At 65.5% G+C, this 17966-nt stretch carries 38 protein-coding genes and 1 tRNA gene; 5 read left to right on the top strand and 34 right to left on the bottom strand.

Annotation, left to right across the window (positions count from 1 at the left end; all coding sequences use genetic code 11):
• Positions 1-81: 81 nt before the first annotated feature.
• The 30 genes from DEU34_RS11155 to DEU34_RS11045 form a co-directional block, all read right to left on the bottom strand.
• Complete coding sequence (locus DEU34_RS11155; RefSeq protein ID WP_121150235.1) at positions 82-555, bottom strand: hypothetical protein; 474 nt, start codon at positions 553-555, stop codon at positions 82-84.
• A 235-nt stretch (positions 556-790) separates the two neighbouring features.
• Positions 791-1147, bottom strand: coding sequence for a hypothetical protein (locus DEU34_RS11150; protein ID WP_121150233.1), 357 nt, complete (start codon positions 1145-1147; stop codon positions 791-793).
• Positions 1140-1346, bottom strand: a complete 207-nt coding sequence (locus DEU34_RS11145; RefSeq protein WP_183042447.1) for a hypothetical protein — start codon at positions 1344-1346, stop codon at positions 1140-1142. Before DEU34_RS11145 ends, DEU34_RS11150 begins: the two co-directional genes overlap by 8 nt.
• Positions 1330-1542, bottom strand: coding sequence for a hypothetical protein (locus tag DEU34_RS11140; protein ID WP_121150229.1), 213 nt, complete (start codon positions 1540-1542; stop codon positions 1330-1332). The genes DEU34_RS11145 and DEU34_RS11140 overlap by 17 nt, the downstream gene beginning before the upstream one ends.
• 225 nt (positions 1543-1767) lie before the next feature.
• Positions 1768-1929: a hypothetical protein gene (locus DEU34_RS16295; RefSeq protein WP_183042446.1), complete on the bottom strand. Its 162-nt coding sequence runs from the start codon at positions 1927-1929 to the stop codon at positions 1768-1770.
• Positions 1930-1992: 63 nt separating this feature from the next.
• Positions 1993-2175 (bottom strand): hypothetical protein, encoded by a 183-nt coding sequence (locus DEU34_RS11135; RefSeq protein ID WP_121150227.1) that lies wholly within the window; start codon positions 2173-2175, stop codon positions 1993-1995.
• A complete protein-coding gene (locus DEU34_RS16475; RefSeq protein WP_259460128.1) occupies positions 2172-2303 on the bottom strand; it encodes a hypothetical protein in 132 nt (43 codons plus the stop codon). The genes DEU34_RS11135 and DEU34_RS16475 overlap by 4 nt, the downstream gene beginning before the upstream one ends.
• Positions 2300-2491 carry a hypothetical protein gene (locus DEU34_RS11130; protein WP_121150226.1) on the bottom strand — a complete coding sequence of 64 codons (192 nt, stop codon included), beginning with the start codon at positions 2489-2491 and terminating at the stop codon, positions 2300-2302. Before DEU34_RS11130 ends, DEU34_RS16475 begins: the two co-directional genes overlap by 4 nt.
• 139 nt (positions 2492-2630) lie before the next feature.
• On the bottom strand, positions 2631-2798 hold the full coding sequence (locus DEU34_RS16290; RefSeq protein ID WP_183042445.1) for a hypothetical protein: 168 nt from the start codon (positions 2796-2798) through the stop codon (positions 2631-2633).
• 185 nt (positions 2799-2983) lie between these two features.
• Positions 2984-3127, bottom strand: coding sequence for a hypothetical protein (locus DEU34_RS16285; RefSeq protein ID WP_183042444.1), 144 nt, complete (start codon positions 3125-3127; stop codon positions 2984-2986).
• Positions 3124-3306: a hypothetical protein gene (locus tag DEU34_RS11125; protein ID WP_121150225.1), complete on the bottom strand. Its 183-nt coding sequence runs from the start codon at positions 3304-3306 to the stop codon at positions 3124-3126. Before DEU34_RS11125 ends, DEU34_RS16285 begins: the two co-directional genes overlap by 4 nt.
• The gene (locus DEU34_RS16470) at positions 3303-3437 is read right to left on the bottom strand and encodes a hypothetical protein (protein ID WP_259460127.1); all 135 of its coding nucleotides are present in this window, start codon (positions 3435-3437) and stop codon (positions 3303-3305) included. Before DEU34_RS16470 ends, DEU34_RS11125 begins: the two co-directional genes overlap by 4 nt.
• Before the next feature lie 148 nt (positions 3438-3585).
• Positions 3586-3711, bottom strand: coding sequence for a hypothetical protein (locus DEU34_RS16465; protein ID WP_259460126.1), 126 nt, complete (start codon positions 3709-3711; stop codon positions 3586-3588).
• A gap of 33 nt (positions 3712-3744) precedes the next feature.
• Positions 3745-4188 (bottom strand): hypothetical protein, encoded by a 444-nt coding sequence (locus DEU34_RS11120; RefSeq protein WP_121150224.1) that lies wholly within the window; start codon positions 4186-4188, stop codon positions 3745-3747.
• Positions 4185-5009, bottom strand: a complete 825-nt coding sequence (locus tag DEU34_RS11115; protein WP_121150223.1) for a tyrosine-type recombinase/integrase — start codon at positions 5007-5009, stop codon at positions 4185-4187. The genes DEU34_RS11120 and DEU34_RS11115 overlap by 4 nt, the downstream gene beginning before the upstream one ends.
• A 135-nt stretch (positions 5010-5144) precedes the next feature.
• Positions 5145-5570, bottom strand: coding sequence for a hypothetical protein (locus DEU34_RS11110; RefSeq protein WP_121150222.1), 426 nt, complete (start codon positions 5568-5570; stop codon positions 5145-5147).
• A complete protein-coding gene (locus tag DEU34_RS11105; protein ID WP_183042443.1) occupies positions 5567-5770 on the bottom strand; it encodes a WhiB family transcriptional regulator in 204 nt (67 codons plus the stop codon). The genes DEU34_RS11110 and DEU34_RS11105 overlap by 4 nt, the downstream gene beginning before the upstream one ends.
• A gap of 241 nt (positions 5771-6011) precedes the next feature.
• On the bottom strand, positions 6012-6287 hold the full coding sequence (locus DEU34_RS16115) for a hypothetical protein (protein ID WP_147424053.1): 276 nt from the start codon (positions 6285-6287) through the stop codon (positions 6012-6014).
• Entirely contained in the window at positions 6284-6526 is a 243-nt protein-coding gene (locus tag DEU34_RS11100; protein ID WP_121150220.1) for a hypothetical protein, read from the bottom strand. Before DEU34_RS11100 ends, DEU34_RS16115 begins: the two co-directional genes overlap by 4 nt.
• Positions 6527-6616: 90 nt before the next feature.
• The gene (locus DEU34_RS11095) at positions 6617-7084 is read right to left on the bottom strand and encodes a single-stranded DNA-binding protein (protein ID WP_121150219.1); all 468 of its coding nucleotides are present in this window, start codon (positions 7082-7084) and stop codon (positions 6617-6619) included.
• The gene (locus DEU34_RS16280) at positions 7081-7788 is read right to left on the bottom strand and encodes a hypothetical protein (protein WP_183042442.1); all 708 of its coding nucleotides are present in this window, start codon (positions 7786-7788) and stop codon (positions 7081-7083) included. The genes DEU34_RS11095 and DEU34_RS16280 overlap by 4 nt, the downstream gene beginning before the upstream one ends.
• A gap of 18 nt (positions 7789-7806) precedes the next feature.
• Positions 7807-8361: a hypothetical protein gene (locus tag DEU34_RS11085; RefSeq protein WP_121150218.1), complete on the bottom strand. Its 555-nt coding sequence runs from the start codon at positions 8359-8361 to the stop codon at positions 7807-7809.
• A gap of 1 nt (position 8362) precedes the next feature.
• The gene (locus DEU34_RS11080) at positions 8363-9052 is read right to left on the bottom strand and encodes a lambda exonuclease family protein (RefSeq protein WP_121150217.1); all 690 of its coding nucleotides are present in this window, start codon (positions 9050-9052) and stop codon (positions 8363-8365) included.
• Positions 9049-9315, bottom strand: a complete 267-nt coding sequence (locus DEU34_RS11075; RefSeq protein ID WP_147424052.1) for a hypothetical protein — start codon at positions 9313-9315, stop codon at positions 9049-9051. Before DEU34_RS11075 ends, DEU34_RS11080 begins: the two co-directional genes overlap by 4 nt.
• Positions 9312-9623, bottom strand: coding sequence for a hypothetical protein (locus DEU34_RS11070; protein ID WP_147424051.1), 312 nt, complete (start codon positions 9621-9623; stop codon positions 9312-9314). The genes DEU34_RS11075 and DEU34_RS11070 overlap by 4 nt, the downstream gene beginning before the upstream one ends.
• A gap of 10 nt (positions 9624-9633) precedes the next feature.
• Positions 9634-10089, bottom strand: coding sequence for a hypothetical protein (locus tag DEU34_RS11065; RefSeq protein ID WP_121150214.1), 456 nt, complete (start codon positions 10087-10089; stop codon positions 9634-9636).
• A 351-nt stretch (positions 10090-10440) separates the two neighbouring features.
• A complete protein-coding gene (locus tag DEU34_RS11060) occupies positions 10441-10635 on the bottom strand; it encodes a hypothetical protein (RefSeq protein ID WP_147424050.1) in 195 nt (64 codons plus the stop codon).
• Between the two features lie 8 nt (positions 10636-10643).
• Positions 10644-10826: a hypothetical protein gene (locus DEU34_RS11055; RefSeq protein WP_121150212.1), complete on the bottom strand. Its 183-nt coding sequence runs from the start codon at positions 10824-10826 to the stop codon at positions 10644-10646.
• On the bottom strand, positions 10823-11026 hold the full coding sequence (locus tag DEU34_RS11050; RefSeq protein ID WP_121150211.1) for a hypothetical protein: 204 nt from the start codon (positions 11024-11026) through the stop codon (positions 10823-10825). Before DEU34_RS11050 ends, DEU34_RS11055 begins: the two co-directional genes overlap by 4 nt.
• On the bottom strand, positions 11023-11244 hold the full coding sequence (locus tag DEU34_RS11045; protein WP_121150210.1) for a hypothetical protein: 222 nt from the start codon (positions 11242-11244) through the stop codon (positions 11023-11025). Before DEU34_RS11045 ends, DEU34_RS11050 begins: the two co-directional genes overlap by 4 nt.
• A gap of 92 nt (positions 11245-11336) precedes the next feature.
• On the opposite strand from DEU34_RS11045, the gene DEU34_RS11040 reads away from it, so the two are divergent.
• The gene (locus DEU34_RS11040; protein WP_121150209.1) at positions 11337-11717 is read left to right on the top strand and encodes a helix-turn-helix transcriptional regulator; all 381 of its coding nucleotides are present in this window, start codon (positions 11337-11339) and stop codon (positions 11715-11717) included.
• Complete coding sequence (locus DEU34_RS11035; RefSeq protein WP_183042441.1) at positions 11680-12078, top strand: ImmA/IrrE family metallo-endopeptidase; 399 nt, start codon at positions 11680-11682, stop codon at positions 12076-12078. Before DEU34_RS11040 ends, DEU34_RS11035 begins: the two co-directional genes overlap by 38 nt.
• On the opposite strand, the gene DEU34_RS11030 is transcribed toward DEU34_RS11035, so the two are convergent.
• Positions 12038-13315: a tyrosine-type recombinase/integrase gene (locus DEU34_RS11030; protein WP_183042440.1), complete on the bottom strand. Its 1278-nt coding sequence runs from the start codon at positions 13313-13315 to the stop codon at positions 12038-12040. The two genes, DEU34_RS11035 and DEU34_RS11030, sit on opposite strands and share 41 nt — an antisense overlap.
• A 198-nt stretch (positions 13316-13513) precedes the next feature.
• Here DEU34_RS11030 and DEU34_RS16275 point away from each other — a divergent pair.
• Positions 13514-13597: transfer RNA gene (locus DEU34_RS16275), tRNA-Arg, on the top strand.
• A gap of 259 nt (positions 13598-13856) precedes the next feature.
• The gene (locus DEU34_RS11025; RefSeq protein ID WP_147424049.1) at positions 13857-14249 is read left to right on the top strand and encodes a hypothetical protein; all 393 of its coding nucleotides are present in this window, start codon (positions 13857-13859) and stop codon (positions 14247-14249) included.
• A gap of 60 nt (positions 14250-14309) precedes the next feature.
• Here the strand turns inward: DEU34_RS11025 and DEU34_RS11020 are convergent, their stop codons facing one another.
• Positions 14310-15479, bottom strand: coding sequence for an RtcB family protein (locus tag DEU34_RS11020; RefSeq protein WP_121150205.1), 1170 nt, complete (start codon positions 15477-15479; stop codon positions 14310-14312).
• A gap of 18 nt (positions 15480-15497) precedes the next feature.
• On the opposite strand from DEU34_RS11020, the gene DEU34_RS16110 reads away from it, so the two are divergent.
• Positions 15498-16091, top strand: a complete 594-nt coding sequence (locus DEU34_RS16110; RefSeq protein ID WP_147424048.1) for a hypothetical protein — start codon at positions 15498-15500, stop codon at positions 16089-16091.
• Between the two features lie 49 nt (positions 16092-16140).
• Here DEU34_RS16110 and DEU34_RS11010 read toward each other — a convergent pair whose 3' ends face one another.
• Together DEU34_RS11010 and DEU34_RS11005 are read right to left on the bottom strand one after the other, a co-directional pair.
• Positions 16141-17562 carry an HNH endonuclease signature motif containing protein gene (locus DEU34_RS11010; protein WP_121150203.1) on the bottom strand — a complete coding sequence of 474 codons (1422 nt, stop codon included), beginning with the start codon at positions 17560-17562 and terminating at the stop codon, positions 16141-16143.
• 140 nt (positions 17563-17702) lie between these two features.
• Positions 17703-17912, bottom strand: a complete 210-nt coding sequence (locus DEU34_RS11005) for a DUF1653 domain-containing protein (RefSeq protein ID WP_121150202.1) — start codon at positions 17910-17912, stop codon at positions 17703-17705.
• Between the last annotated feature and the right edge of the window lie 54 nt (positions 17913-17966).

The raw sequence follows: 17966 nt of genomic DNA, 5'->3' as shown, positions 1-17966 counted from the left end.
CGCCCTCGGTAGTGAGGACGGGTCAGGATGCTGTGCCCGGGATAAGCGTCGGGCTGATAGTTGACTGGAATAAGCGGGCAGCTAATCCAGTCCGGTCGAACTGGCGCTCATCAGACGCGGCAGCCAGTAGGCATCGTGCGGCCCGTCAGGATGCGTGATCTCGCGCCGACCGATCGCGAGGTACTGCGTCTGCGGGCCCGTCCACCCGCATGACTCGCAGGCCGCGCGAGCCAGGATGCGGCGCGAGCGGGCGACGAAGACGGGCATCGCGGCGGGGCCGCTGCGCTCGAAGTTGTCGAGCTGGTTCCGCAATCCCTCCACCACGTCACGGAGGCGGTTGCGCTCACGCTCGGCGTACTTGCGTGCGAGGAAGATCACATCGGTGTCTGCGACGTAGCGTTTCTGCTCTCGCACCGTCGCTTCCAGATACTCGGCCGCGAGGCCCATAAGGTGCTCGATCTGCTCGATCGCGCGGTCGACGGTGCTGACCTCATCTGCATTCAGGGAGGCTTCTCGCCGAATCGTGCGCAGTTGCTCGGTCACGTTGTCGTACATCACCTGCCCCCATCCGTGTGGTTCGTGTCTCGCTCGGTGTGGACCGATAGAAGTCCCCACGGGTCGACCGGTTGACGACGGGAGATCGCCTCGGCCGCACGGATGGCCGCCCACCACGCTGAAAATGTGAAGACACGTGTGAACACCTTCGGGCCGGATGCGTCGATGACCTTCCAGTTCCGGCGTCCGCGCTTTACGTTGCCGTGACGGCTCGATTCCACTCGGATCATGGCGCTCATGCGCTGGTTCCTCCCGCTATCCGGTCAGCCTCTTCACGCGCCTTACGAGTGCATTCGTCTGCGCCCCAGTCGACCCCTCGCTTGAAGTCGTCGGGCAGGTCATCCGGGACGAGGACCACGCACTCATTCGCGAACTCGCACAACGTGTCGGCTCGTACCTGGGCGTCATGAGCAGCAAGCCATCGGTGCGCGGCTGCCTCGGAGGCCATCTGGTGAACATGTGCCTCGATGCCGGCGACTCGCTGCAAGTAGTCGCTGAACGTCTCACTGTCGCGTTGCGGGTCGGTGATCGTAGTGGGCAGGCGGTACGCCCGCATGATCTCTTCTGTAGTTGGCGTGTACTCATCAGCCATCGGTCTTCTCCTTGCCGGGCGCTACGACTCGAGGTGGCAGCAGCAGCCGCCACGGGGTGACCTCGCGCTCGTGGAGGGTGCCAAACACCGCCAGCGCGGCGGCGAGGGCGCCTTCGTCGCTCGTGAGATCGTGGACGGGAATCTCGTACTGCTTTCCCTCGTGGTAGTAGCGGATCTCGCGCTCACGCATCGGGCTCACCACCCTGTCGGACTGGGCGAATGGCGGACTCCATGGCGCGTGACCACGTGACCAGCGTCTGCTGCTCACCACGGGCGAGACCCGCCTCGAACCCGAAGCGGAATGCGCCATATCGATCCTGCTCGGCGCGATCGGTCGGCAGGCTGCCGTATTCCGCAAGGTAGGCGCGAGCGCACGGCGACAAGTTCTCGGTCATCGCTCGCCCTCCTCTGCACGCGCTGTGCGAACCTCTGGAACAGGGGCCTGGGCGCTATGGCAGGCGCAGTCGCAGTAAGTGCCATCGCACTGATGCGTGTGGCGGCGCGGGTTCTCGGGCCGGCAATCGGGCGCGAAAATCTTCACGGTCATGCCGCCGCCCTCCCCCGGGGGAGGTGTGAGACGTCACCGAACTCAGGCTGCGCGTCGAAGACGCCTTCGATATCTACCGGACGAGCGGAATGCTGACTTCCCGGACGTAGGTCCGCGGGAGCCAAGTGTGCGCCCAACTCACTGCGTTGTGATCCTCGCGGGCCTTGCCGCAGGTCGTGCAATGCTCGATTTCGTCGCGCACCAGACCCGGCCTGAGGGGCGTCGCTTCGGTCATACCTGCATCCTTCCATCACAAGGTCGCTCCCTTTAGCTCCGATGCAGAAGAACTGTGCGGTGGTCATGGCCGTCTCCGCTCTTCGAACGGGTCCGAACGGTACGGGTCGATGGCGAACCCGACTCCCTGGGGTTCAGCCTTCTCAATGAGGGCTGAGCCCTTCTCGTCGACAGACGGCGCCTCCTCCGATTCGACGGTCGGAGTATCGCGTGTGAGTGAGACGGTGAGCGACAGCCGCAGTTTCATGATGCTTCCTCGTATTGTTCGGTTGCGCGGCGCATTGCGTCAGCGAATTCGCGGTTGTCGCGTTCCTCGTCGTAAGCGAGCAGACGTGCAACACGCCGCTTGGTCAGGTCGGTGATGTTGTCGGTCATGACGTTCCTTCCCGGCTGAAGAGGTGGGTGTAGAGCAGCAGCAGCGCGTGCTTGATCACCGCGCCATCGGTCTTCATTTCGAGCTCGGCCTTGATCCGGTCGAATGCTTCCTGCTGCGTTTCGGTCACGCTCACGGTGATGACCCGTTTCTTGAACTCGGTCCGAGGCGCAAACGGGTTGTCGGTCATGAGTCCTCCTCGGCTTCGGGAACGGGGCAGAGACGGTGGTCGGCAAGATTGCCGAGACGGTTGCGTGCGTCGCCGAACTTCACGTGCACTCCGCATTTCGAGCACGGTGTGTCATACATCGGCTTGGCCTTCCGCCGGGTCATGACTCCTCCTCGGGGTCGGGGAGCATCGCGCGGCAGGCGATGCAGTCGATGGTCTTGCCCGTCGTCTCAGGGCTGAGCGAGACGGTCGGACCGGTGTAAAGCGATGCCCCGCATGCGGCTTGCGCGTAGAGCTGCTCGCGGGCGTCTTGGAGGTGAGTAGGCACGTCAGGCTCCCAAACAGAAGAACTGTGCGGCGCTCATCGGACAGGTCCGTAATGCCAGGCCGTGTACGCCGCTGATCGTCGGGTGCGGTGATGCTTCTTCAGGTGCCGCCACTGGATGCGGTAATTCCGCCAGAATGCGAGGAGCCCGCGGGGGGTAATTCGCTTCAAGAAAAACTGTGCGTAGTTCACGGCATCTCCTGCCAGTGGCCGATCGCGTCGGTGCTCTCGCGGTCACGGACACGCCCAAAGACATCGAGGTAGAACTCGCCTGAGTTCTTGCGCATCCGTTCGGCGTACTCGTCCGGGAGCGTGAAGACGATGGTGGTCATGATCGCCGGCCCGCATCCCATCCCGCGCAGAACAGGATGTGCTCACGGCGCAACGTGTCGTGATCAGCCGATACGCCGTACGCCTTCCGGTAGTCGGACCAGTCGCACGCGCGGGTCAGCTTCTCGTCCTCGGTGATCGGCTGTTCGTCGACCGCTGTCTGGTCGTGTGCGTCGCTCATGATGCCTCCTGGAATCGTTCGGCGGCGCGTCGCATGGCGTCAGCAAACTCTCGGTCGTCACGGTCTTTGTAGTAGGCGAGCAGACGCTCAATGCGACGTGCTGTCAGGTCGGTGATCTTGTCGGCAGTCACGGTTTCTCCTCTACCGGTCTGGTGGCTAAAAGTTCGTGTGCGATACGTGCGACCTCACCGTCATCGATGAGGGCTACGACTATGCGGAGACCACGACGGATGACCACCGTGCTCGGGCTAGTGCGCTGAACCCACAGATGCTGATCGGTCATGACCCCTCCTCAGGGTTGGGATCAGATTCGACGCCGAGAAGAGCGGTGAGCTCGGACTTCTCCTGGTCGGTCAGGTGACGGAACATGCACGTCACGATCAGTTGCGCTTTACGGTCGACCATCAAGGACCCCCAAACAGAAGGTTTGTGACCCAGTCATGACGGTTCCTGTCCGAGCAGAGGCGCCCACAGCAGTCGCATGTGAGACGCCTTCTTGATGAGCCACTCCCGGACGGCTGGCTCATCAGCCTCGGTCACCTTCACCTCGACGGAGATGTTGTACGCCTTGCGCTGGAGCATGAAGAACAGCTCGAGCCGGTCGACCTTCTGGTCTTCCACGTACTGAGCGGTCTCGTCATTCGGGTCGCCCGGCTTGCGCCAGTAGTTCTCGGGGTCTGCCTTCTTCCAATCCCACCGCCAGAGCAGGTTGAGGTCGTCGTCGAAGTCGTAGAGCAAGTTCCACTCGTCGTTGAAGCTCCTGCCTTCGCTGGGCTGCGCGAAGTCAACCCACGACTCGTAGACCGTGTGCATCCCGGTCTTGAAGTAGTTGCCCTCTGAGCAGTAGTAGGGGTGGTCGTGCTCCCACAGGTGCGTGCTCATGCTGCGATTCCTTCGGTGCTGAGGCGTTCCACAACGGACCGCATCTCGGACCGCCCGTACTCGATATACCGGCGGGTAGTGGCGGGTGAGGAGTGCCCGAGCATGTGCTGCACAAGCAACAGGTCATGGGTGGCGGCATACGCCCTCGTGGCGAAACGGTGACGGAGCGTGTGGGCGGTCCATTCCTCGGGGAGGATCGCGGCCATCTGCTTCCCCACGAACCGCGGAGTGAGGTGGCCTTCGTCGCGGCCCGGGAACAGGAACCCGGACGGCATCGCCAGGATCGTCTCAGCGAGCGCGATCGGCACGGGGACGATGCGTTCCTTGTTGCCCTTCCCGTGGATCAGCAGCGACCAACCGTCGCCCTCCTCCATCAGGTCGTTCGTGTGGACCTTCGCGACTTCCGCACGTCGCATACCGACGTCGGCGGCGAGGCGCAGCATGAGTCGTTCGCGGGGTGCCGCGGCCATGATCGCTTCCTTGTAGATGCGGTCGGGTGCCGGCTTGGGGCGCCCCTGCGACATGCGCACCTTCGGGAGACGATCCGCGATGTTCTCCGTCACGTGGCCCTCGGCGACGGCCCAGTCGTAGAACGACTTGTACGTCGACCGGCGGACACGGCGGGTCTCCTGCTTCCACTCCTGCGACGAGACCATGTCGCGCAGCTGGTCGAAGGTGAGCTCGTAGGGCCCGGCCTCAACTCGGCGGGCGAGGTGCTGCAGTTGGTCTCGGCGCGCGCGGAGGGTGGTGTCGGGCTTGCCGCCCGCTTTCTGGTCGAGGAGGTACCCGTCGATCGCGCGGAGCCATCGTCGATCAAGCATCTTCGGTTCTCCTGTCGTTGGGGCATGGGAGCGCGCTGCGACCGAACGGGGTACGGCAACGCCCGCAGACGTGTTCTGGTTCGTCCACGGGCATGGTGGGGGCGTTGCGTGCGGTGCTGGTCTGTAGTGGGGACCTCATGTGAGCCTCCGGGTGATGGCGTCGATCGTGTCGGGCCTGTTGCTGATGTCGGTGACGTGGACCTCGAAGTGATGTGTGGCGTCTGGGCGGTGTTCGATGCGGGGGTGCAGTTTCGTCATGTACTCGGGTGAGTCGTCTTGGACGAGGTGTGCGGATACTCCGCGGTCGGATCCGATTGCGTCGCAGATGGCTTTCGCGAATGGTGCGAGGTTGTCGGGGTCGCGTTTGCGCTTGTCGCCGACGACCCAGACGAGTTCGACCTGGACGCGTTGCATGGGCGTGATGCGTGCCGTGACTGCCGCGGCTTTGACCTGTGCGCGCACTGCAGCGGTTGATGCTGCCTTGGTGCGCCAGTGGTTTCGGTCGTTCGCGTTCAGACCTTTCGGCGCGCGCGGGTACGGGAGCTCGAGCACCCAGGTCATAGGGTGACCTTGATCTTGTTGCGTTGCCGGAGGGTCATGCCGGCCCAGATTCCGTGTCGGGGTCTGGTGCGGAGTGCGTACTCGCGGCATTGTTCGATGACGTCGCAGGATCCGCAGACCTTGCGGGCGAGTTCCGGGGTGTCTGGTTTCTCGGGGAAGAACACCTCGGGGTCGACCTGGGTGCAGAGGGCGTTGGCCATCCACGGTTCCGGTTCGATGACCGCGGCCGTCCCGGACCATGCTGTCGATGGTTCTGTGGCGGTGTGGAACGTTCTCACGCGGCGTGCTCCCATGCTTTCGCTTCGACGGGGGTGAGGGTGTACCGGCAGGAACCGCAGAGCACCGTGTCCTTCCGGGCTTTGCGTTCCAGGCCGCACCGTTGGCAGGTCTGCGTCCTCGTGGTGGGCCCCTGGTGGGCCCACGGGACGGTCGCGCCAAGATTCATGCCGCCCACCCCGGCTTGCGTCGGTTCGGGCGCAGTCCAAGACGTCTCCTGACCGCTGCGATCGTGCCGACTACCAGGCGTAGGTCGGCTGCGATGTCGGCGTCACACATTCCGGACATCACTCGCGAGCGGATGCGGTTCTCCAGTTCGAGGGTGTTCCGGCTAGATACGAGTCGCTCGCGGAGGACAGCACCGGGGGTGAGATCACGCCTTGCCGCCTCCGACTGGATCTGCCATACGAGCTTCGGATCCAGGTCGACCGTGATCTTCACCGAGAGACCCGCACGTACTTGCCGCGGAGCGTGCGCTCTGAGACCCGCTGCACGTTGCCGACTGCCTGCGGGTTCTTCGGGGAGGCCTCGGTGACGGTCCGGAAGATGCTTCCCTTCGGGTCCCCCGCGTACCGGGGTCCGCTGACGACCTCGATGACCTCTACGACGCGGCCAGCGTCGCGATCGTCTTCGGTCTCGAAGCGGTCGCCGATTTCGATGGGGCGGTTGTCCTTCGACATGGTGTTTCTTCCTTCTGCTGCGTGCTGGCAGCACGAGAAACCCCGCCAGGTATCTGACGGGGCGGGGGGTGGGTTAATGCGTGGTGGCGTTTAGAACGGGGTGTCCTCTCCGTAGCTGCTCGGCGTCGACCACGGCTCGTCGGCCGCGACCTGCGGACGGGACTGCCCGCCACCGGTCTGGCCGCTTCCGCCGCCCGACGCTGCGCGCGTGACCTGTGCGGTCGCGTAACGCAGCGAGGGGCCGATCTCGTCGACCTCGAGCTCGATCGAGGTGCGGTTCTGGCCCTCGCGGTCCTGGTAGGAGCGCTGCTTGAGGCGACCGGTCGCAACGACCCGCGCACCCTTCGACAGCGAACCCGCCACGTGCTCGGCGAACTCGCGCCACACCGATGCACGGAGGAACAGCGCTTCGCCGTCCTTCCACTCGTTCGCCTGACGGTCGAACGTGCGGGGGGTCGACGCGATGGTGAAGTTCGCCACCGGCAGCCCGTTCTGCGTGTAACGCAGCTCGGGGTCGGCGGTGAGGTTGCCGACGACCGTGATGATCGTTTCGTTCATATGGTGTGTCCTTCGTCGTCTTCTGCTGCGATCTGCCTGCATTTGTCGCAGGGCATCGGGTAGTTCGGGTGGATGTCGCAGTAGGTGGTGGTGTTGCGGTACTCGGGGGCGACTGGTTTGGCGGGGACGTGGAGTGCGTCCCACTCGGTGCGTGCTTTCTTGCATCCGGCGCATGGGGCGTCCGTGCCTTCGGGGTGTCTTCGACAGAACGGGGTGGGGGGCGACGTTTCGTCGCGCTTCCCCCCCTGTTCCTCTGTTCCTCTGTTCCCCTGTTCCCCTGTTACAGGCGCGATTGTTCGCGAAGCTTCGCGAGGATTCGCGACGACCTCGCGAATGGTCGACTCGCCGTAGTTGATAGTGCCGTCTGGCCTGGGGTTTCTTCCCTTGAGAGGCTTGTCGACGCGTTGAATCGACTCCCAGAACGACACGAACACCAGATCCTTGCCTTCATGGGCGTATCGCCACACCAAACCGGCCTGGTGGAGCTCGGAAATCGCTTCGGATACCCTCGCGAGGCTTCGCGAGGGCTCGCGAATCAGGTCGTGGAGGAAGCAATCGCCCGCGATCGTGCCGATATCGTCCTCCCCCACGCCGTTGTCATCGACGTACGACTCGAGCGCCTTCAGAACCAGACGCGCATCCCACGAGACAGACGCGATCCTCTTCGATCTCCAGAACTCAGGCTTGGTCCCTCGGATGCGCATTGATCACCTCCAGGTGGGTCATCGGTCGAGCTCGGTACGTCTGCGCTGCAGCTCGGCGGCGACTTCGCGTCCGACGCCGATCCGGTCGGCGTAGGCCTCGATCTCGGCGAGTTTTTCTGCGTCCTGCGCCTTGCTGATAGCTACCACCGCGGCGTCGATTTTGTCTTGCGGGGCCGCCTCCTGGGCGATCTTGAGCGGCTGGACGACGAACGGTGCGCGCCGACCTCGCGTGACGGTCAGGTTCACGCTGAGGGGCTTGGAGAGGTGTGTGAGGTGGCTGATCCTGATGCCGCCGACCTCGCTGCCCCCGAACTTGACGGAAGGATCCGTGTATAGGGTCATGCTTCGGCCGGCGTACATGTTCCCATCCCCACCCCATGCGGCGACGAGTACCCGGCGCATGGACTTCCCAGGCTTGTAAGGGCGCCCGTCGAGTCCTTGGAGGTGAAGCTCGACCGGCTGTTCGGCGCTGCCTGCCCGCACCTCAACGATGGTCACCGTCCGGGGGCCGCTGAGTAAGTCGTCGGCGTTGAGCTGGTCGCTCTTGGGTGCGATGGTCTCGCTGAGGTCCATGTCAGATCCTGATCTCGTCGAGCTCGGGCCGGCGCTCTGTGCGGGGCATGAGACGTGAGTTGTTGTTGTAGCGGTTGATGGTGTCGGTGATGTTCGTCTCGAACGCGACCGCGGCGGCTTCGATCGCTGTGAACCAGTCGGTCTCTGCGTGCACCCGCTTGACGAACAGCGGGAGGCCAGCGCTGTACGACACGTAGTCGCACCAGGTGCGGCCGGTGACGAACATGCCGCACTGGATCTGCGCCATGTTCGCGGCGGGGACCGTGTTGCTGAGGATCGCGATGAGCTGGCCCTTAGGCTGCCGGGACTTACACTCGATCAGCCCGTCGTCACCGACGAACCCGTCGGGCGAGTACCCGATCTTGTACTCCCGGTCGTCGCTGTCAGCCCCGTCCAGGGTGACGAAGCCGATCTCCTCAACCGGAGCGTGATGCTCGGCGTAGAGGGCTCGAGCGAACGGTTCGTCGTCCGTGCCGCGCTGCATGTCAAACGTGGGGTGCACATACTCGACATGACCTGTAATGCGCTCGGCCGCGAGAGTCAACGTCACGCCTCTCGACGTGTCATTGTCGGCGACCCGCAGCGTCGGGGTGATCAGCTTCCCGATCACGGAAGCGGTGATGATCCCGCAGCGCGCCTGAAGCCAAGCATCAGACCCCTGCACGAGGTCATTGTGAATCGTCATGGTCATGGTTGCTCCGCTCTCTCTGCAGCGTCGGCGAGTTCACCGAGGCGCGTGTTGTAGTCGTCCTCGACGCGGCGCTGGGTCTCGAGGAGTTCGTCGGCGAGGCGTAGGTGCTCGTCGCGCTCAACCTGGATCTCAGTGACGCGGCGGTCTCTGGCTCGTCTGACGCCGGCGATGCGGGCGTCGAACGTGTCATCCACCCGTGGGGCGAGCACTGTGCCCTCGTCGGCGGACTCCCGGTGCCACGACGCGTCTTCTGAGCCGGTCACGACAGGCGCCAAAGTCTGGTGCGGTACCCGGAGGGCCCGAGCTTCCACCCGTCGTGCACCACTTCGCCTTTGTCGACGAGCTCGTGGCGTGCGGTGCGGAGCCGCTGGCCGGTGTAGTGCCCGCCGGCCTCCGTGTGGATGGTCTCGATTTCGTGGTCCGTGAGCTGTCTTCGGTACGCCTGCATGATGAGCAGCACGGCGCGACGTGAACCGGCGGTGTCGTTGCGATCAGCCGCGAGGTGTGACTCGATCGGATCCGATCTCCGCGCTCGGCTCGTGTCGTCGGGGAAGATCATCGGGATAGTCATGTCGGTCCCTTCAGTTGGTGCGGAATGTGCGGAGTGGGACGGGCCGGCCGAGGTCTCTGATCGCCGTCTCAACTTCGAGGAGCTCAGTCACCACGGGTCTGCATCTGGTCGCGTCGCCCTCCGCCGAGAGGTAGGCGACCTGGTCGCACAGCTCCTGGTGTCTCGAGAGCAGGCGTTCTGCTTGCGCACTGACCGAATCGACCCGCTCGGCGGCTGGGACGAAACGCTCTTGGCGCGTGCCTCGCCGGTACTTGCCGGAACGAGCGCGCGGTGGCGTAACGCCGGAGAGTTTCCTCATCAGCGCCATGTTGTTCCGGTCGCCGCGGTAGTCACCCGGTGTGCAGGCCACGGAGAGCGTCGCGCCATTGGGATGCTCGAGCCGATAGTGCCCAGCGCCGTCTGTACCGGTCATCTCGAAGCCGCAGAGCGCCCCGTAGTCGATGAGTTCTCTGGCTCTCTTGTCCACCGTTCCTCCTGCCGTCTTGCGAGTGCGCTCCGGGGAGTCGGACCCCGGCTGAGACCGTCAGCGCGCCACCACTTGCCCAGTGGCCGGTCCTGCACCCCTATCCCCTTCCGGGGGTCACTGGCGCAGCCTGAAGTTGTTGGATCCCTTCGATCCCCACACCCAGCAGCAGCCGCATCCCGTCAGCGGAGGCCCATCGGTTGGTGTGTCTGTTCGGTGCTTGGACGCTCCTGACCGGGCCGTGGGCGGCATCGGATTCTGCGACCAGCTATGTGGTTCTCTTCGCCACGCGAGCGCGACGAATAGTGCTGCCGACCGATCGGTGAGCGCATCGGCAGCTGGGGGTGGTGCGGGTTAGGGCGAGGGGCGGATGATCCGCCCGGACATGTCCTTCACCTGCGGATACTCGGTGTCCAACGGGTAGTCGAGGAGGGAGAGGGAGTTGTCGACGACGATGCGACCACCGACGACACCGGCGAACACGGCGTGGCGGGTGACGTGCTTGGACTCGTGCACCATCACGTGCTCACCCCGCTTCAGCGTCATCACGTCACGAGTCACAGCCGTACCTCCCGCCGCATCCGCGCGTCGTGCGCGTCCTGCATGTCGACGACGGTGTCGATGTCGGAGCACCACTCGTCGACAGGCTCGTGCACCTGATGCATGAAGACCGCGACCCGGAAGCACGCGTACAGGAACGCGAGGCAGAGGATCCATGTGAGGAGGTCGAAGCCGTTCATCGGTTCGCTCTCGAGCTCTCTTCAGGGAGCGAGTCGAGCCATGCCTCGGCGTGGATCTTTCTCACCACCGGCTTGGTGCCGTAGAACTTCGCCTTGAGGTCGCCGGCCTTGATCGCTTTCTGGATCGTGTCGACCGAGAGGTCCGTGGCGATCGCGAGGTTCGCGACCGAGTAGCTGAGTTTGTCGAGTTCCGCGCTCACGCGGCCACCTCCATGAATCGTGTGACGGGGAAACGCATAAAGCCGCCGACACGCACCAGCACGTCGACCTCGAACTCGACGCGCCCCTGGAGGCGGTCGGTCAGGTCGGGTGTGGTGATGTCGGCGGCTTGTGCGACGCTCTGGACGTCGAATCCACGGTCCGCAATGGCGGACGAGACTCTTCTCGCGATCTGCTTGGTGACCCGGTTCTTGTCCATATCGATAGGCTACCTCTCGGTATCGATAGGTGCAAGCCGTTCAGGGACTTTTCTTGTCGAAATCGGCAGGTTTCCCGTCATACCCTGGAGGCATGGCTTCGGAGATCACCCCCATCAGTCGAGCGTTGTCGGACGTCTTCACGGGGCTGTATAAGAAACGCCGGCTGACGCAGCCGGTCTTCTCCGAGCGCTCCGGCATACCGGAACCGACGCTGCAGAAGAAGCTGAAGGGCAATGCCCCAATCACTGCGACCGACCTTGTGGTGATGGCGCGCGCGCTGGGAGCGGACCCCGGCGATGTGCTTCATGAAGCTCTGAAGGATCTCGGCATGGACTCTGTGTCTGAAGCCCCGATTAGCCTCGACGCACACCGGAAGAAGCCGGTCGACATGACTGACGAAGAGGTTGCCAAGCTGCGGGGGGCAGCAGGACATGATGCTGAACTCGACGAAGACGAGCAGGGGCACCCCTAGGGGGCGCGCGTACGACCCCTGGCAGCACGCCCACGACCTCGGCATCGACGTCGTCGTCCGCACTCTTCGAACCGGACACGGGCTGTGGCTTCCCGAGTACAACACCATCCTGGTCAGCTCAAAGCTCCGCGCTGGGGCGCAGAGGCTGATCCTGTCCCATGAGATCGGGCACGGCGCGCTCGCGCATCCTGACGATCGCCCCAAACACGAGAAACAGGCCGACGAATTCGCGGCCCGGAATCTGATCGATCCGGACGAACTCGCCGACCTGTACAAGTGGTGCCCCGACGAACAGAAGATCTGCGCGGAGCTCGGCGTGACTACCCGGCTATTTCGGGCGTACGTTCTGTCGGCGGCGTGAACAGCGCAGAGAACTGAGTCATCGCGTCACGAAGCCTGGTGATGTCGCTCCTCGACTTATAGGAGCGGGTCATGCTGCGCATCGAGTGACCGACGATTTCGGTAATCAGATCCTCGGGCACGCCGGCGTGGTACAGCAGATCGACGGTGGTGTGACGAACGTCGTGCAGGCGCACGGTGCGTTCGGGCCCGAACGTCTCGACCATGAGCGTGTGCCACTGCTTCGAGTCCCAATCGGGGTCGCGCGCTGCCCCGGTAGGGGTGGTGAACAGCAGGTTGTGGGCGCCGGGTTCCGTGCTCTCCATGTGCGCGCGCAGGATGCTCCGCAGCGGGTCGACGAGCGGGATGATGCGCCACCCGGCACTGGACTTCGGCCGCGTCCAGTACAGACCGCCCTCAACGTGGCGGTACTCGAAGTCCGCGCGCAGCTCGAGCGAACGATGCGGGCAGGATGCGGGGCGCAGGTACCCGCAGGGCCAGGGGCCCTTCTCGGGCTCGGCACCGCACTTGTGGTGCCAGGTGAGACGCTGCAGCTGCCAGGACAGGTCGAGGACGTCGCCAACCCGGTCTCGCTCGATGCCGATGACTTCGCCCCGGCGCGCGCCGGTGAGAAGTGACGCTGCCCAGCGTGCAGCGTCGGGGCGGGTCTTGATCGCCAGCAACAGGGCGATGGCTTCGTCAAGGTCGAGCACGTCGAGAGACTTCGCGCCCTTACGGGGCGGCGTCACATAGTCGGCGGGGTTCGACGGAATGAGGCCCTCGCCGGCGGCGTCCGTGAGGGACTTGGCGAGGATGTGGTGCGCGTTGCGGGCGTACGTCGGAGACAGGCCCTTCCCCACGATGTCGGCCCGAAGCCGCTTGACCATCGCGGGGGTGACTTTGTCGACTCGTGTTTTTGCCCCCAGAGAGGGGATGATCTGCGCCCGCACGGTCGACCGGCACGATCCGAAAGCCTTGGGGCGGAGATCGGGCTTGGCGTAGTTCTCAAGCCAGTACGCGAACCACTGTTCCACGCTGCTGCTGCTCGTGCGAAGGTCGCCTTTCCGTTTCAACTCGGCCTGCAGCTCGCGCAGCTTGTCCTGAGCTTCCTTGCGGCTCTTCCCACGAACGACCTTGCGGCGTCGATCCGCTGCCCTGCCCGTGGGATTCGGGAGCTCGACGGCCGCGGCCCAGTGCTTCAGAGGTTGAGACTGGTCCTTCGGCACGCGATACACCGCGCCCTCGCCTTTGCCCCTCATGCGGACCCCGCTTCTTCTTGTGTTCGATCTCGGTCTTTGACCCGGGGACGTCATTGGCCCCTGGTCTTCTTCTCGTGCGTACGACGTGCGTCACCGCTGGTTCCTTCCGGCCAAGGATTCGTGTAGCCGATGCGAGTAGCCTTAGTTGCCTGCCGCTACCGCCCGCTGCTGTCTGTATCGACAGGTTAGCAACCGTTGAGGACCGTTGGCAAGTCGAAACCGACATGTTCCGTTGGTTTCCGGTACCAAAGGTCGCTGGTTCGATTCCAGTCGGGGGCACCACAGGTGCAGATCGTGCGGGTTCGCACGTTGCACCGATCCGAGGATGATGGGCACCCTCCCGAGATGATCTCGGTGAGGACGTGGCTCGTCGTCGATGCGGTTCTCGACAACGCGCGCCGAACTCCGCGATATCACCACCGCGATCTGAGGGGCGGCTGTGTCGGACGACGACCTCGCGCCTGACGGCCACACCGGGTCGCGCCGGAAATGGCGTCGAGGTCATCGACCACCGATCCGACGTTCGGGCCATGTTCTCGACGTGGCGATGTGGGTGCTGCTGCCCTTCGCCGCACTGTTCTTCGTCGGGTCCGGAGCCGGGGCCTCGGGACGCCGGTTCGGGGGGCCGGTCACCGCTGATGGATCGGCGGGCGCACTGCTGTGGGCCGCTGTGATCCTCTCGGTCGTGCTCGTGCTCCTGATCGTCCGGCGAGCGTTCGTGCCGCACCCCGACTCCTATCCACGATGGGCGTTCGTCGTGGTCGCCGTCACGGTGCCCCTCACCATCGGATTCCATCTCCTCCGCTACGGCGAGCAATCGACGCTCGCACCCGCCACGTTCGCCTGGTCGGCCGCGAGTTTCGCCCTGTGCGTCGCGATGTGCGTGATACCCCGCAGGCACCGGCCGGACGCCGACCCCGTCAGGCGTGGGTGACGTGTCCGTCGACGGTGAGGAAGGAGGGGCCGGGCACCATGCCCGACCCCTCCCCTCACGTCAGTCGCCCTTGACGTTCACCAGCTGACGCAGCGTGTGCCGCACTGACACGAGGTCGGCAGCATCCGCCATCACCCGGTCGATCGGCTTGTACGCCGCCGGGATCTCGTCGAGGAACGCATCGGTGTCGCGGTACTCGATGCCCACCATCGCCTCGCGCAGCTGCTCGTGCGTGAAGGTCTTGCGGGCAGCCGAGCGGGAGTACTCCCGACCCGCTCCGTGCGGCGACGAGTTCAGAGCCAGGGGGTTCCCCTTGCCGGTGACCACGTACGACGCCGTACCCATCGACCCGGGGATCAGCCCCGGCCGACCCTCGTCGGCCATGATCGCGCCCTTGCGCGACACCCACACGCGCTTGCCGAAGTGCATCTCCGACTCGGTGAAGTTGTGGTGGCAGTTGATGCGCTCGCGCTCCTCGACAGCGACCCCGAGGAAGCGGCCGAGCTGGTTCGCGACGCGGTCCATCATCTCCTCGCGGTTGAGGAGTGCGAACCGCTGCGCCCACCGGAGCTCCCGGATGTAGGCCGCGAACTCCGGCGTCCCCTCCACGAGGTAGGCGAGGTCGGGGTTCGGCAGCTCGATCCACCACTGCTTCGCCAGACGCTGCGCGACCTTGATGTGGTGCTGCGCGATCTTGTTGCCCACGCCCCGCGATCCTGAGTGGAGGAACATCCACACCGTGTCGCTCTCGTCGACCGACACTTCGATGAAGTGGTTACCGCTGCCCAGCGACCCGAGCTGGTTGCGCCAGTGCTTCGCGTAGGTGGCCGGGTCGAACTCGGCCACTTCGGCGAGCGCTTCGAGCTCCGCCACGCGCGGCTCGGCCGTCGCGACGATCTTGCGGTTGTCGCGACCCGCCGACAGCGGGATCGACCGCTCGATCTGCTCGCGCAGCTCGGACAGATCACGCCCGTCCAGGTCGGAGCGGGTGAACTGGGTCTTCACGGCGATCATCCCGCATCCGATGTCCACTCCGACGGCCGCGGGCATGATCGCCCCGAGCGTCGGGATGACCGACCCCACGGTCGCACCGAGCCCGAGGTGGGCGTCGGGCATGAGCGCGAGGTGGGGGTGGATGAACGGCATGCTCGCCGAGGTGCGGGCCTGGTCGACGGTCTTCTCGTCGATCAGGCTCGCCCACGAGAACAAGCGGTTCGTGAGCCTTTCCATGATTTCTTTCCTTCGTCGGTGCGCGAGATCGCGCGATTGCGTGGCGGGGCGGCACGGCCCGACGGGTTGCTCTCGACGCTGCTGCGGAAAGAAGAACGCCCCGAACCTGTGCGGTGCGGGGCGTGGAAGAAGCGGATGCTGCTACACGGCCGGCGCCGGAGGGTACGACTCGTAACGGTGCTGGAACGTGAGTTCCAGAACCGGCGCGTACTGACGATCCCGCTGCGGGTTCATCTCGTCGTTCCTCTCGACCTGCCTTGCGCCGTGTCGGTGACACAGCTTCGCAACGATAGCGACACGCCCGGGCGTCGCGCAACCCTGGGAGCCTACGATCGAGCCGTGGACGAGCCCCTCCCCCGTGCAGAGCGCGCCGCCGTGATCATCGTCGGCGCGGTGATCGCGGCGATCATCGCGACTCTCCTGCTGGCTCCGATGATCTCCGGAGGGTGGTGCAACGATTCTTCCGACCCCGCGAAAAGCGTCTGCGGCACGATCGGTCCGCAGACGCTCGCCGGGTGGCCGATCAGCGTGTGGCCGTGGGCGGCGGCGCTCGTCGTCATCGCCGCAATGGCGATCAGTCTCCTGATCCGCGCGGCGCGCAGGCGCGTCTAGCGAGACGTCAGCCGGTGAGGTTTCGGATGTCGGCACACGCGGGCGCCGTTCAGTTGCGAAGCGCGAGGAACTGGTCGCGGATGCGGGTGGGTGATTTCGTGACGGGGCGCCACGTGCCCGCGGGATCCCACCAACTCGGACCACGCACTTCGGGAATGCCGCCGCGCATGCGGATGTGCCATCCGTTGGTGTCGAGGGTGCGGTGGTGATGCCAGCAGAGCAGCACCCCGTTGTCGGTGCTGGTGGGTCCGCCGCGGGCGTGTTCGCGAACGTGGTGGATCTCGCACCACGCGGCCGGAACGTCGCAGCCGGGGATGATGCATCCGCCGTCTCGAAGGGTGATCGCACGGCGTTGGTGGGCGTTGAAGACGCGGTCGACGACCTCTACTCGCTCGATGCGGCCGTTGCGTGCGAGCGTGGTGCGGTAGATGCCGCCGGTGCATCCCACGTGGCGCACCACGGCCATCGGGACGGGTTCGTCGATGCCGTCGATGTGCCCCACCCCCTCGCCGGTAGCGAGGTCGTCGGCCCGCACCGACACGACCAGCGTCGGGGCGGCGCCCCCGATCGTGGGCAGTTGGCCGGAGCGGGCAGCGACGGTCACGATCGTGGCCAGCGCGTCGTGATTCTTCTGCGGGTGCGTACGGGGATCGGGCGGGCACTCCGCCTCCTCGCCTCCACCACCGTCGTCGCCGTCGTCGGTGAAGTGCACGCGGCCGGCGCGCGGATGGACGATCGCATCGATCGCGCGCTTCAGTTGCGCGGCGACGTCGGGCAGGAGGTCGCCTCGCAGCGGCACGAGCCCGTCGCGGCACCTCCCGAGCGTCACACCGCGCTTGCGCTGCGCCGCCTCATCGCGGGGCTCCGCGCCGTCGGGGTCGAGGTAGGCAGCCCACACCTGCGCCTGCAATCTCAGCTCGTCGGCGGAGGGCAGCCCGCCCCCGCCCGCTCCGCCGCCGCGGGCCGCTGCGGCCAACTCGGCGTCGGCCGCGGTCCGCGCCTCGTGGGAGTCGATCGCCGCGGAGTCGAGCGTCTGCACCACAGCGACGACCGCGTCGACTCCCACGGCACCGTCGGCCAGGGCGGCACGCATGGCCGGGTACCGCGCGGGCAGCACCTCACCGGTGAGCACGGAGAGGGCGGACGCGGTCGCGACACCCGCCCGCACGTAATCGCCGGCCGTCCTCCCCGAGACCCGCGTGACACGCTGCACGAACTCGCGAACGTTCCGACACCCGAACCTCGTCGTCATCCGCTCCGCGGCGACCGGAGAATCCGATCTGGTCTGAACCGCACCGGCGGCCTCGGCGATCAACGCCTCCGCACGGCGCGAGAGCGTCGCGGCAGCATCCATCACCGCCATCACCTCGTCGTCGGACCACCCCCGCATGGCCGCGGTACCGAGCGCTCCGGACACGACCTCGCCCAGTCGCGACCCGAGGTCGCGAAGCGCATCGATCGTGTCGTTCATATGTTCGATTATCGCAGGGGCCTCCGACATCAACCCGAGCTGTTTCCCCAGGTCGTGAGGACAAACAGACCCTTCCGCGCGGAGCCTCACGCGCCGGTGCGCGAAGACGCGGGCACCGCTCTTGGTCGCGCCCCGACGAGTCAGGCGACGCGGAAGAACCGCGGCCCGACGTACCCGTCGCGCTCGACTGTCTCGGCGAACATCGCTGCGGATCGCACCCAGAAGCCGTAGTCGCCGTAGAGGGCCCGGTAGAACACGAACGGCTCCTCGGTCTCGCTGTGCGCTCCGACGCCCACCACCTCGTAGCGACGGCCCGTGAAGTGCTCGTAAATGCCCGGCTCGATCGTCATCGGCGTTCCCTTCCCTCATCACGTTCCGACGTGGATGCTATCCGCGACGCGCGA

The organism is Microbacterium sp. AG1240 (genome assembly GCF_003635115.1).
Classification (GTDB): domain Bacteria; phylum Actinomycetota; class Actinomycetes; order Actinomycetales; family Microbacteriaceae; genus Microbacterium.
The sequence above is the reverse complement of the archived record's forward strand: the minus strand, read 5'-3'. Positions and strand labels throughout refer to the sequence as shown.